The sequence below is a fragment of the Proteus sp. G2674 genome, from assembly GCF_009915195.1.
GTDB lineage: Bacteria > Pseudomonadota > Gammaproteobacteria > Enterobacterales > Enterobacteriaceae > Proteus > Proteus mirabilis.
In genome coordinates this window covers 52,152-65,370 of sequence record NZ_JAABLS010000033.1, presented here as the reverse complement: position 1 = coordinate 65,370, position 13,219 = coordinate 52,152, and the positions used below count along the sequence as shown (strand labels likewise).

General features: G+C 39.1%; 12 protein-coding genes. 3 read left to right on the top strand and 9 right to left on the bottom strand.

Going from position 1 to position 13,219, the window contains the following annotated elements; genetic code table 11:
* Nucleotides 1–59: 59 nt before the first annotated feature.
* Genes GWI58_RS13980 through cecR form a run of 5 tightly spaced genes read right to left on the bottom strand, consistent with a single transcriptional unit; the run spans nt 60 to nt 5,821 of the window.
* Nucleotides 60–1,169: an ABC transporter permease gene (locus tag GWI58_RS13980; protein WP_017628463.1), complete on the bottom strand. Its 1,110-nt coding sequence runs from the start codon at nt 1,167–1,169 to the stop codon at nt 60–62.
* A gap of 15 nt (nt 1,170–1,184) precedes the next feature.
* The gene (locus GWI58_RS13975) at nt 1,185–2,336 is read right to left on the bottom strand and encodes an ABC transporter permease (RefSeq protein ID WP_004244479.1); all 1,152 of its coding nucleotides are present in this window, start codon (nt 2,334–2,336) and stop codon (nt 1,185–1,187) included.
* Nucleotides 2,329–4,098: an ATP-binding cassette domain-containing protein gene (locus tag GWI58_RS13970; RefSeq protein WP_161769291.1), complete on the bottom strand. Its 1,770-nt coding sequence runs from the start codon at nt 4,096–4,098 to the stop codon at nt 2,329–2,331. The genes GWI58_RS13975 and GWI58_RS13970 overlap by 8 nt, the downstream gene beginning before the upstream one ends.
* A gap of 20 nt (nt 4,099–4,118) precedes the next feature.
* Entirely contained in the window at nt 4,119–5,105 is a 987-nt protein-coding gene (gene hlyD / locus GWI58_RS13965; RefSeq protein WP_004247573.1) for a secretion protein HlyD, read from the bottom strand.
* A 17-nt stretch (nt 5,106–5,122) separates the two neighbouring features.
* Nucleotides 5,123–5,821: a transcriptional regulator CecR gene (gene cecR, locus GWI58_RS13960; protein ID WP_004244482.1), complete on the bottom strand. Its 699-nt coding sequence runs from the start codon at nt 5,819–5,821 to the stop codon at nt 5,123–5,125.
* Nucleotides 5,822–6,131: 310 nt separating this feature from the next.
* Here cecR and rhlE point away from each other — a divergent pair, with 310 nt between their 5' ends.
* The 3 genes from rhlE to GWI58_RS13945 all read left to right on the top strand — a co-directional run bounded on the left by rhlE (nt 6,132) and on the right by GWI58_RS13945 (nt 8,925).
* Nucleotides 6,132–7,529, top strand: a complete 1,398-nt coding sequence (gene rhlE, locus GWI58_RS13955) for an ATP-dependent RNA helicase RhlE (RefSeq protein WP_094959979.1) — start codon at nt 6,132–6,134, stop codon at nt 7,527–7,529.
* A 9-nt stretch (nt 7,530–7,538) separates the two neighbouring features.
* Nucleotides 7,539–8,471 (top strand): tRNA dihydrouridine(16) synthase DusC, encoded by a 933-nt coding sequence (gene dusC / locus GWI58_RS13950; protein WP_094959980.1) that lies wholly within the window; start codon nt 7,539–7,541, stop codon nt 8,469–8,471.
* 205 nt (nt 8,472–8,676) lie between these two features.
* A complete protein-coding gene (locus GWI58_RS13945; RefSeq protein WP_004244486.1) occupies nt 8,677–8,925 on the top strand; it encodes a GlsB/YeaQ/YmgE family stress response membrane protein in 249 nt (82 codons plus the stop codon).
* 83 nt (nt 8,926–9,008) lie between these two features.
* Here GWI58_RS13945 and sseA read toward each other — a convergent pair whose 3' ends face one another.
* The 4 genes from sseA to metC all read right to left on the bottom strand — a co-directional run bounded on the left by sseA (nt 9,009) and on the right by metC (nt 12,916).
* Nucleotides 9,009–9,854 (bottom strand): 3-mercaptopyruvate sulfurtransferase, encoded by an 846-nt coding sequence (gene sseA, locus GWI58_RS13940; RefSeq protein ID WP_161769290.1) that lies wholly within the window; start codon nt 9,852–9,854, stop codon nt 9,009–9,011.
* Between the two features lie 12 nt (nt 9,855–9,866).
* Nucleotides 9,867–10,052 (bottom strand): hypothetical protein, encoded by a 186-nt coding sequence (locus GWI58_RS13935; protein ID WP_012367682.1) that lies wholly within the window; start codon nt 10,050–10,052, stop codon nt 9,867–9,869.
* A gap of 285 nt (nt 10,053–10,337) precedes the next feature.
* Entirely contained in the window at nt 10,338–11,705 is a 1,368-nt protein-coding gene (gene dcuC, locus GWI58_RS13930; RefSeq protein WP_161769289.1) for a C4-dicarboxylate transporter DcuC, read from the bottom strand.
* A gap of 35 nt (nt 11,706–11,740) precedes the next feature.
* Nucleotides 11,741–12,916 (bottom strand): cystathionine beta-lyase, encoded by a 1,176-nt coding sequence (metC, locus tag GWI58_RS13925; RefSeq protein ID WP_161769288.1) that lies wholly within the window; start codon nt 12,914–12,916, stop codon nt 11,741–11,743.
* Nucleotides 12,917–13,219: the final 303 nt, after the last annotated feature.

Below are 13,219 nucleotides of genomic sequence, written 5' to 3'. Positions count from 1 at the left end.
TGATTCAGACATCAGTCTGAACGCAGTAGGGATCCACGTCCTTTAGGGCGTGGAGGATGTCAAGCTATCTTCCTGCGGAAAAGATAATAGGCAATAGATCCTGTCCCAATAGCAATAACAATCAGTGCCCATAAACTATGCCATATTACGGTAATATCGGCATTTTTGAGGTAGATTTGTTTGGTAATATCAGTGAAATGACGGATTGGGTTTATCCATGTGGCTTGCTGTAACCAAACTGGCATATTTTCCACTGGAGAAATATAGCCTGATAATAATACTGCGGGCATCATAAATACGAACACACCAATAAATGCTTGTTGTTGTGTTGAACTTAACGCGGAAATCAAAAGCCCAAAACCTACTAGCGATAAACCGTAAATAAGCATGGTAAAGTAAAATAATAGCAGTGAGCCTGAAAAAGGTATTTGATAGCCGAAAATACCGATAATTAATACAATGGTTCCCTGTACTGCCGCAACAACCATCGCAGGAACCGCTTTTCCTACAAAGATTTGCCAAGTTGATAACGGTGAAACTAATAGCTGATCTAATGTCCCTTGCTCTCGCTCTCTAGCAACAGACAGTGATGTTACTATCATTACTCCGATGGTGATAATTAAGGCCACTAAAGAAGGCACAATAAACCATTTATAGTTTAAATTGGGGTTATACCAATTACGTACTACTAATTCGCTTTTATTCAGTAAAGATGGGGTATCGCCGGCTAATTCTGTTTGATAATTTTGCACAATTTGTTGTACATAATTTGCCGCAATTTGTGCACTATTAGAATTACGTCCATCAAGAATTAATTGTAATTTTACCGGAGTATGACTGGCTAAATTAGCACTAAAATTTTGTGGAAAACGCACCAATAGCAAGGCTTTACGATTATTAATCGTCTCTTTAATTTCATGTTCACTTTTTAATAATAGGGTTTCAGAAAAAGCACTGGCTTTGGCTATGCGTTGGGTTAATTCAATAGATTGTTTACCATTGTCTTCATCAAAAATAGCAACAGAGGCATTGGTAACATCAAGGGTGGCAGCAAAAGGGAATAAGATCATCTGAAAGATAACCGGTAATATTAAGATAATCCGTGTTTGCGGCTCTTGTAATAATGACTGTAGCTCTTTCATTATCAGGGTGAGAAGACGATGAAACATAAAAACTCTCCCTTATTAATCTAAGCGACGACGTGTTGCTAACGCCGTTAAGCCAATAAAAAAGATGGCTGAAACAATTAATAGCCACATATCTAGCATTAAGATCATCGGAATATCTCCCGCTAAGAACAGTGTCTGTAAGCTACTGACAAAATAACGCGCGGGAATAAAATAGGTCACTACTTGAATAAAAAATGGCATGCTATCAATTTCAAACACAAAGCCTGATAACATCACCGCAGGTAAAAAAGCCGCATTAAGTGAGATCATTGCCGCGTTAAATTGATTGCGAGTTAGGGTGGAGATCAATAGCCCCATACCTAGTGCAGTGGCTAAAAATAGTGAAGTAATACCCGCTAAAATCCATAATGAGCCACGGTAAGGCACGCCTAATATATAGACAGTGACCAACATACATAGCACCATAACAAAACTGCCTAATACTTGATAAGGAATGAGTTTGGAAAGCAGTAATTCTGTGCGTGTAATTTGGGTTGAGAGTAAGGCTTCCATGGTGCCACGCTCCCATTCTCGAGCGATAACCAAAGAGGTTAGAATAGCCCCAACCACGGTGATGATAATAGTGACGGCACCGGGAATAATATAGTGTTGGCTGATGGCGGCAGGGTTAAACCAATACCTTGGCTCAATTTCAATTAATGGTTGCTGTTGAATGCCTTGACTTAAAGCTTGTTGCTGTAACCAGATTTGCCAAACCCCTTTGGTATAGGCTTGTACAAAGTTTGCGGTATTTGGCTCACTACCATCGGTGATCACTTGAATGGGAGCTTTGCTATCTTGTCGGGCTAATAATTGCGCAAAGTCGACAGGAATAACCACAATGCCACGAATTTCTCCGGCTTGCATTTTATCGATAAGCAATTGGCGATTATCGCTAATGGTGGCGTTAATATAGGGAGAGTTGGTAAAAGTATACACTAACTCTTGTGCCGGTTGGCTTTGTTGGTTAGTTAGTATACCAATATTTAATTTGCTTGAATCTAAGTTGATACCGTAACCAAAAATAAACAGTAAGGTGAGGGGGATAACAATAGCAATAAGCGCGCTACTGGGATCACGGGTGATTTGTTTAGTCTCTTTTAAACAAAGAGCATATAAACGTCGCCAAGAAAAGTGTGCAGGTGATGATTGAGACGAATTACTCATGTTTTTCGCTCCCTTGGTGATTTTCTTGTTCAAGTTTTTTATCGTAATCCAGTACTAAGCCAATAAAAGCATCTTCCATAGAGGGGGGCGGATTTTCTTCTGTTGCTACCATCTGTTTTAATGAATCCGGCTCGCCTGCTGCAATAATTTTTCCGCGATAAACCAAACCGATACGATCACAATATTCAGCTTCATCCATAAAGTGAGTCGTTACCATCACTGTTACACCTTTATCCACCATTCCATTGATATGAAGCCAGAATTCACGGCGTGTTAAAGGGTCAACCCCTGAGGTAGGTTCATCAAGAAAAAGAATATCTGGCTCATGCATCAAAGAGCATGCAAGGGCAAGACGCTGTTTATAGCCAAGAGGTAAGGTATCGGTGATTTGGTTAATCATTGGCTGTAAGCCAAATGCGGTTATCATATCATTGATTTTATTGCGCTGTTGCTTACCATATAATCCATAAACCCCAGAAAAAAACTTCAGGTTTTGCCCCACTTTTAAGTTGCTATATAGCGAGAATTTTTGTGCCATATAACCTAAATGTTGGCGAGCTTTACCTGAGCTGACTTTCAGATCCATACCTAACACTAATGCTTTACCACTCGTTGGTACTAATAGCCCGCACATCATCTTAAAGGTTGTCGATTTTCCCGCACCGTTAGGGCCTAATAACCCGAAAATCTCCCCACGTTTAACTTGGAAATCAACATGATCAGTGGCAGCAAATTGACCGAACATTTTCGTTAATTGTTGAGCTTCAATAACGGTTTCATCGGGTGCTGGGGGGATTTGTGGCATGATCTCCGCCAGTTCAGATTTATGAGAAGGGCCACCACCTAATAAATCAATAAAGGCATCTTCAAAGCGCGGTGTCGCCGGAATAAGTTTTGCATCTGGTTTTCCTAAGGCGTTTAACAATGCTGTTTGGTCACTGTGTTTTTTTAAGATCAATCGTACAGATTGCCCTTGGATCACGCCATCGGTCACTTGAGGTTGTATAATGGCTTGTTGCAATACTTTTCGACGCTGATGACCTTCAACATTGAGTAAAAAAGAGCGTCCCGCCATTTTAGCCGTTAAGGTCTGAGGTACACCGCTATAAAGTAATTCACCTTTATTCAGTAGCAGAATGTTTTTACATTGTTCTGCTTCATCAAGATAAGAGGTACTCCATAAGATAAGCATGCCATCACCGGCTAAGGTATGAACCATTTGCCAAAGCTCTCGACGGGCAATGGGATCAACACCAACCCCCGGTTCATCTAATAACAGGACTTTGGGACTACCTAATAGAGTACAAGCTAACCCTAATTTTTGTTTCATCCCACCAGAAAGATTACCCGCTAGACGAGAGGTAAAACGTGTTAAATCAGTAAAAGAGAGTAGCTGTTGATAAACTCTTTTTCTCTCTTCACCAATAACATTTTTTAAATCTGCATAAAGATTGAGATTCTCTAGCACAGTGAGATCTTCATATAAGCCAAATTTTTGTGGCATATAACCGAGGATAGCCCTAACATCAACACTCTGTTTTTGCGGATCCATTCCTAAAATTTTGATCTCACCAGCATCAGGTTTTAGTAACCCTGCTAGCATGCGGATTAGGGTTGTTTTTCCCGCACCATCAGGGCCGACAAGACCTGTGACTGAACCACCGGTAATGGTAGCGGTGAGTGAAGCAACCGCCGGTTTTTCAAGCCCAACAAAGCGTTTTTCAACACCGCTTAAATTGATGGTGTAATTTGTGTTATCCATATTGATTGCCTCTCCTCAACTTAATGAGTCGGTGCAAATTTCAAGGTCACTGGCATTCCTTGGCGTAATGCATCATCAGCATCGGTGACAACCACTCTTATACGATAAACTAGATCAGTGCGTAGTTCCGGTGTTTCAACGCTTTTAGGGGTAAATTCAGCGGTTGGCGAAACAAAACCTATAGTGCCGTGATAAGGCTTATCTTTGCGACTGTCGGTATAAAGATACACTTCGCGATTAGGTATCGCTTCACCTAAATGATTTTCACTAATATAAGCTCTAACCCACACAGGGTTAGTTAAAGAAACAGTAAAAACAGGGCTTCCTGCTGATAAAATAGTGCCAGGCTCCACAGCACGAGTCAGTATAGTTCCTTCTGCAGGTGAGGTTAATTTGGTGTCTTGAAGATTAAGCTCTGCTTGGGCGACTGCCGCTTTGGCTTGAAGTACTTGACCTCTTGCCATATCAATATCTTCTTGGCGATAACCATTTTGATATTGATTGAGTTTGTCTTGTGCTGCTTTTAATGCCGCAGCTGCTTGGTTACGATTGTTGCGGGCACTGTCTAAGTCATTGGCTGAAATAACTTTGCGGTTAGCAAGATCTTGTTGTCGCTTATAAAAGTTTTCAGCATATTGCCATGCGGCACGTTTTAATGACACATCTGACTGGGCTTGTGCAATTTCTTCACTGCGGTAACCTGCCTCCATTAAGGCTAATGAAGCGATGGCACTATCACGTTCACCATAAGCTTTATTTAATGCATTAATGTAAGGTGCATCATCGAGTTGGCCTAATAATTGACCCTTGGTGACCGGCGCACCTTCATCAACTTGTAGTTCCGCTAACTTGCCTGCAACACGAAAACTTAAGTTAACCGTCCGAATATCAACATTTCCATAGAGTACTAACTCAGGATCTTTGTTCTCTTCATAATAATAGATACCTGCGATAATACCGATAATAATCATTAAGATAATAAAGACACTGATTTTTTTCGTTTTCATAATAACTCTATTTATATTTATGCATGGTTGTTATGAGTATAGATCTCTCTTAGTCCATCAAGTAGTAAAGTAATATGTACTTTTAAGGTATTAGAAATAATTTCATATTCCTGTTTACCAATTCTATCCCATCCAGTTTGGCGTAAAATGGTTTCTCGTACTAATCGAAATGATAGCACCTCTCCCAAAATAGCGTGAGTATGTAGCATGGTTTTTGGTAAAGTTGGATCTAAGCCAATATAAAGTGCTAATAAACGATTTACACGAGTTAATAGCGGAGATAACGCTTGCTGGTGGATAAGGGAATAGGCTTCTGTGGGAACAAGTTGTTCTCTTGCCATAATGCGACTGATATGTACATTGCTTTTATCAAGTACGAGTCGGGCATATTGCAAAAAACTGTCAATGATCAGTTTTTGTAATAGGGGTAAGTGCTCTGTTGGATTAGGTTTTTCAAGAAAATCATCAAGTTGTGCAACAGTGGGTTCAAAATCAATTCGAATTAAATCGGCAATATACTGTGCAACAGCGAGATATAACCCTTCTTTAGAGCCAAAATAGTAAGCAATAGCTGCGATATTTTGCTTCGCAGCTTGCGCAATCTGGCGAGTTGTGGCGCTATCAGGCCCATTTTTACCAAAGATTTCACAGGCAGCTTCTAATAACTGTCGTTTTGCAAGTTCCCCTCGAGTTTTCTTTTGGTGTGTGTCTGGCATAAGGATACCTTACTTAAGTAAAATGTAACAAAGAAATAACATTAAAATAGTCGTTATTGAAAGTAGTATATTCGATGATATTGAGTAACAGGATAAATTTGTAGTAAATAATGAAATAAAGATGACATGTAATAAAAAAAACATGATTTATTTAAAAATTATTTTTATATTCGCAAGATAGCAAAACTGTTAAAATGACCGCTATTAGGTTAACCTGATAAGGTTCATTCTCTTTCACCTTGCGGTGAAAGCCCGTCATTTTTAATTTCAATCACCGTGTTATACGTTCTGGTTGTAGGAGATTTCTGTTTTGACCGATTTTACATCGCTTGGTTTAAGTGAGGCGCTTCTCCGCGCTATTGATGAACAAGGGTATAAAACCCCAACCCCTATTCAACAACAGGCGATTGAGCCGATTTTGGCGGGTAAGGACGTATTAGCAAGTGCACAAACGGGTACGGGAAAAACGGCCGCATTTACATTACCGATACTGGAAAAACTCGCTACATCAGCAGAGAAAACGAAAGGGCGTAAGCCAGTTAAAGCGCTTATTTTAACCCCTACACGTGAATTAGCTGCACAAATTGCCGATAACGTAAAAGCTTATAGTCGTTATTTACCTATTCGTTCATTGGTGGTTTTTGGTGGCGTTAGTATCAATCCTCAAATGATGAAACTACGAGGTGGCGTCGATGTTTTGATTGCAACACCGGGCCGCTTACTTGATCTTGAACATCAAAATGCTGTCGACTTATCTCGCGTTGAAGTATTGGTGTTAGATGAAGCTGATCGTATGTTAGATATGGGATTTATTCATGATATTCGTCGAGTCATCAATAAGTTACCGAAAAAACGACAAAATTTACTCTTTTCAGCGACTTTTTCAAAAGAGATAACAGGGCTTGCTAACTCACTACTCAACAATCCTATAAGTATTGCTGTTGCCCCCAAAAACTCAGCGGCTGAATCTGTTGATCAATATGTCCATTTAGTGGATAAAAAGCGTAAGACAGAGCTGTTATCACACTTAATTGGCCTAGAAAATTGGCCTCAAGTTCTTATTTTTACTCGAACTAAACATGGTGCGAATAAATTAGCTGAACATCTTAATTTAGATGGCATCAAATCAGCGGCGATCCACGGTAATAAAAGCCAAGGAGCTAGAACACGTGCTCTAGCTGATTTTAAAGACGGTAAATTAAAAGCGTTAGTTGCCACTGATATTGCAGCGCGGGGACTTGATATTGACCAACTTCCTTATGTGGTCAACTTTGAATTACCGCAGGTAGCAGAAGATTACGTTCATCGTATTGGTCGAACAGGGCGTGCGGCGGCAACAGGTAAAGCGATATCTTTAGTTTGTGTTGATGAACATGGCTTATTAGCCGATATTGAACGCTTATTAAAACGTGAAATCCCTCGTTTAGCATTAGAAGGTTACGATCCTGATCCCTCAATAAAAGCGGCGCCTTTGCATAAAAAGCCAAAGAATAAAGTACGTAATAATAAAGAAGGCGGACATGGTCGTGCTGATATTCGTGGCAAAGATAATCGCCATACACCACGTAATAAAAATAGTCGTAATCAAAAAGAGAGTGAAACGGGTGAGATAAAACAGAATAAATCTAAACCAGCTAGACGTTCACGCAAACACGATGATGATCGTGATAATCAAAATCCTTGGTCAAAAGCTAGAAAAGAATTTTGAGGCTAAACTGTGCGAGTCCTATTAGCGCCAATGGAGGGGGTGTTAGACCCCCTTGTGAGAGATCTACTGACGGCGATTAATCATTACGATCTCTGTATCACGGAATTTATTCGCGTTGTTGATTCATTATTACCGCCAAAAGCATTTTATCGTTTATGCCCTGAATTACACACCCAAAGCCGCACGCAAAGTGGCACCTTGGTGCGGGTACAATTATTAGGGCAAAATCCACAATGGTTGGCAGAAAACGCTTTTCGAGCCGTCTCTTTAGGTTCATGGGGGGTTGATCTTAATTGTGGTTGTCCTTCTAAAACCGTCAATGGTAATGGCGGTGGTGCCTCGTTATTAAAACAACCAGAAATGATTTATCAAGCAACTAAAGCGATGCGTGGTGCTGTACCTGCGGATTTACCTGTTTCTGTAAAGGTACGATTAGGGTGGGATTGTTCATCTTATTGCCATGAAATTGCCGATGCGGTAGAACAAGGTGGCGCGACAGAAATTACTATCCACGGTAGAACAAAAGAAGATGGTTATCGTGCTGATAAGATAAACTGGCAAGCGATTGGTGAAATTCGCCAAAAATTGACTATTCCCGTTATCGCTAACGGTGAGATTTGGTGTCGAGAAGATGCTATCTCTTGTTTAAAGATAACCGGTTGTGATGCGATTATGATAGGTCGCGGGGCGATGCATACGCCCAATTTAAGTAATGTGATAAAAGGTATTGAAGAAAAAATGCCTTGGTCACAAGTGATCCAATTACTTAAACGCTATATTCGTCTAGAAAAACAAGGGGATACCACTTATTACCATGCTTCCCGTATAAAACAGTGGTTGGGATATTTAAGAAAAGAGTATCAAGATGCTGATGCACTTTTTAGTCAAATTAGAACGCTAAAAACCTCACCTGAAATAGCCAAAATAATAGAAGCGTTATAATAACCACAATAGGTTATTAATAGCCAAAACCAGCATTAATAATAAGGTGCTGGTTTTTTCTATAAAAAGGTAAAAATATCTGAATATGAAAAAAATAATTGCTGTTTAAGTACAATTATTGGAAAAAATCACTATTTCGTCTTACACTCTTAAAGTGACCATTTTTAATATACTATCTATATTATCACTACATTTAGGGGGAACTATGGGATTTCTTTCTTGGATTGTGTTCGGTCTTATTGCGGGTATCTTAGCCAAATTCTTAATGCCTGGCTCGTATGATATCGGCCTTATCTGGACCTGTATTCTAGGTATTGTGGGTGCTGTAGTTGGTGGTGTAATTAGTAATTTCTTTGGTAAAGGCAAAGTAGATGGTTTCAATTTTGGTAGTTTTGTCGTTGCCGTAATAGGGGCAATCGTTGTGCTTTATTTAGCAAAAATATTTGCCAGTTAATTGGAAATAAAGAGTCTATTAATACTATTAAACCCGCATCTGCGGGTTTACTTTTTTGCGTTAACTTCACTATCGCTTTTATTTTATTCGCATTCACAAGGTAATGCGTTTTCTGCTCCCCACTGCGCCCAAGAGCCATCATACAGTGCGATATTCTGGCAGCCCAATAGAGTTAAAGCTAAAAATAGAATAGCTGCTGTCATACCTGAGCCACAACTGACAATAATTGGTTGAGATAAATCGACACCTGCTTGTTCAAAAATGTGCTGTAATTGCGCTTTATCTTTTAATTGTCCATTAATAACTAAGTTATCCCAAGGAACATTTTTACTATTGGGAATATGGCCCCTACGTAAACCGGGACGAGGCTCTGGTGCTCTACCATAAAATCTATCCGCCGAACGAGCATCAATGATTTGGTTTTGTTGCGTAGTCAGATTATCCAGTATTTGTTGTTTATCGACACGACGTTGAGTGTGGCGTGTGACGATAAAAGGGGAAGTGGCTGGGACTTTGGGCGTTTCTCTTTGTTCAAGGGGAAACCCCGCTTCTTGCCAAGCTTGTAAACCACCGGCCAGAATACGCACCTTGTGACAACCTAAGGTAGTAAAAGTCCACCAGCCACGAGGTGCTGAAAAGAGATTACCGATATCATAGAGGATCACTGTTGTATTATTTGAAATACCTAACTGAGTTAAGGTTTCAGAAAACAGTGTGTCAGATGGCAACATATGTGGTAATGATGTTGTTTTATCGGCGATTTCATCCAGATCAAAAAAATGGGCACCAGGGATATGACGTTCAAGATAGCGTTGATGATAGTCAATATCTTGCGTAGGCATGGGCGCACTGACATCAACTATCACCAGATCTTGATCGTCGTGATGTTCAAAAAGCCATTGTGGAGTAACAAAATAATCAAATTCCATGGTGCAACCTCTTTATTTCGTTGATGGTGAGCTATCTGGTAGAGCTGGAAATTGCTGTGCTGGTGAGCGATTAGGTTGAGTTTGCTCTGTGTCTACGGGTGTGGTTGAGCGCGTATAAATATTTAGTCCGGCAAGAAAAACGCCCCCAAGGGAGCCAAAAGCCAGTAGTGCGATAACAACAAGAAGTAATTTTTTCATAAGATTTATGTGCAGATGAATGTTACTAAAAAGTATATCTAGATATGCCATTGAAACAAGTGCTGTACCACATAAAGCAGTAAATTGGTTAGTATTAAAATAGGATATCGCTGTTCAAAAAACAAACAGATTTGGAATATAATAATACCTAGTTTTAATTATGGTGATAGTTATTGTTTAGGGTGATGGATAATAACAAAAAGCCCTTAAACTCAGGAGTCACCGAGTTTAAGGGGAAGGGAATACAACTTATTATTTTATTTGATACACAATCGGTGCTGTAAATTATGTGTATAAAAACCAGAATGTCATCGCTAAGTTAACGGTAGCGGCGATAGCCATTGGAATTGCGGTTCTTTTCACTATTTGGAAAGGTGAGACATTGGCAATTCCTGCAATAGCAACAATAGCTGCCGTAATAGGTGAAACTGTGCGACCAAAGCTGGTCATAATTTGCATAGGTAAAATTAAAGTGATGACATCGACTTTTAAGAACGCAGCAATTTTGGGTGTTAATGCGGCAAATGAAAAGAATGCAGCATTACCCGATCCCATTAAAAAGGCTGCTAATGCTAAGATGGCACTCATCACAATAATCATCGTAGCAATACCAAAGCCAGCATCTTGAGCAGAACTAATTAAGGTATCTACCGCGCCACTTTTTAGTAATCCATTAGCAAAAAATTCCCCAGATACAATCAACGATACAACTAAAACAAACTGTTTTCCCATGCCTTCAAAGAACAACATAAAACTGTTCATTACCGCTTTAGCATCGCGCAATCGCACATATTCAAAGACTAGTGCAATAACCGTACTAATAATCATTGCGGTAGTCACTTCTAATTTAATGTAATTATGAAATAACGGACTAAAACCAATAATGAGAATTAAAGGGATCACGGGTAATAAGGCATATGATAATGGCACCTGACTTCCTTCTTCTTTTACATTATCAATAGCTGTTGGGTCGAAAACAAAACCCTCACGTTTATCCCACCAACGTTGAATAAAGAAATGGGTAATAGCAACCGCAATGATAATAGGAATAGTGATAGGGAGTTGGAGTTGAACAAAATAGACTGCAGGTTCAATATCCGCTGTTTTAGCCGCCATAATAACATTTCCAGAGCCGGGTCCATGATCAATAAATTGACAACAACCGATAACAGCTAAAGCAGATAGAGGACTAATACCTGAGCGAATTAAAATAGGGTACATCGTTACCATGAGTAACATTCCTAAACCTGCATGGCTAGGAATAAAAATAACTAAAATTTGTGTGACTAAAAATGAAATAACCAGTAATAAGTAGGGGGATTTAATCGTTTTTAATGGTTTTTCAAAAATAGCAAATAAAGCTCGGCTGGCGCCCACGTGTTCCATATAACGTGAGAAACCAGCAATTGCCATTAAGGTTAAACCTAAACCCGCTAAACGCGAGCTCATAATATCGGTAAAAATTTGGAAAATATCAAAATACTTAAATTGTGTAGATTTATTTTCCGGTAATAAAGGGTTGAGATCGAGAGAAGCTGTAAGGAGCAATAACAGCATGCCTCCGAGTAATAACACAGGTTGAGGTTTATAACCTCGAGCCAGCAAATAAACTACCAACGCAGTAACTAGCGCGGCAATAACTAAACCAGTCATAATTAATTCCCCAGTGTCGTGATGCAGTATTGTTGTTATTGATTTAATGCACTAAATGCTTGGGTGAGATCTGCAATTAAGTCATCAGTAGACTCAAGACCAATATGTAAACGTACAAAAGGACCGTGGCCTTCACGCCAATCTGTTGCTGTTCTGGCACCCATAACATTGGCGGGTAATGCAAGACTTTCAAATCCTCCCCAAGATGCACCAATACCAAATAAGGTTAATGCATCAATAAATTGTTCAGATTGTTTAATGGTATATTTTTGTTTAAATTCAATGGTTAATAATCCATTACTACCTTTACAATCACGTTTCCATAAGTCATGGCGAGGATGTGTGGGTAACTCTGGAAACCAAACTTTGGCCACTTCAGGGCGTGTTTCTAACCACTGAGCGATAGCCAGTGCTGATTTACCATGATTTGTAAGACGTTGAGCAAGAGTCCTCATTCCTCTCAGGACTAAGGCGGCATCATCAGGGCTACTTGCTTGACCAAGAGCTTCTGGTAATGCCCCAATTTGTTTCCATGCGGTTTCATTTGCGATCATAATGCCCATCATGACATCTGAGTGACCGCATAAATATTTAGTTGCAGCAATTACAGAAACATCAGCACCTAATTCCAAAGGGTTATAAAGCCATGCCGAGCCCCAAGTATTATCCACCCCAACAGGAATATTTTTTTCATGAGCGATATGGCAAATTTCTGGTAGATCCAGCATTTCATAAAGTAATGAACCCGGTGATTCAACGAAAATAAGTTGAGTGTTTTCTTGAATTTTTTGCTCGAAATCTGAACCGTCAGTTTTAAAAAAGCTATAAGTGATATTATTAGGCTCTAAAAAAGTAGAGGCTATTTTACGTACGGGTTCATAGACAGAATCAGCAAATAAAACATGCCCACCACTTCGGGCGTAGCCCATAATAGTAAATGCAATTGCGGCTAGCCCTGTAGGAAAGAGCTGTGCTCGATAACCACCTTCTAATTCAGTTACTAATGCTTCAAGTGCAAACGCTGTTTCTGTACCACGAGCACCATAGCTTAATACTCGTTCAGTAATACGACGATCGCGTATTTCACGCCAACTTTTTATTGAATCAAAAACAATAGTACTGGCTCTCATAACAGGAGGGTTAATTGGGCCAGATGTTTTAATTGCTTGACGCCCACTATGTATCAATGTTGTTTGTTTATTCTGTTTCATTATTTATATCTCCGAATATAGAAAATAAGATCTCCCAGTAATTAATTTAGAATTTAATTACTATTTTGAGCTGGAAATTTGTAGTTGCTATTATTTATAACAAAGATATTTATTTTTAAAATATCTATTTTTAAAAAATGATGATCTTGCTCTAATTTTTTATCATTAATTATTCTAATTAAATCTTAAAGATTGTTTAAGATTTAAAAGGTATAAATAATAAATTAATTTTATTTTGCAACCCATTGAATTTTAATTAATTTTCAATTGATTAGAAATTCTTTAAATTAGATTAAAATTATC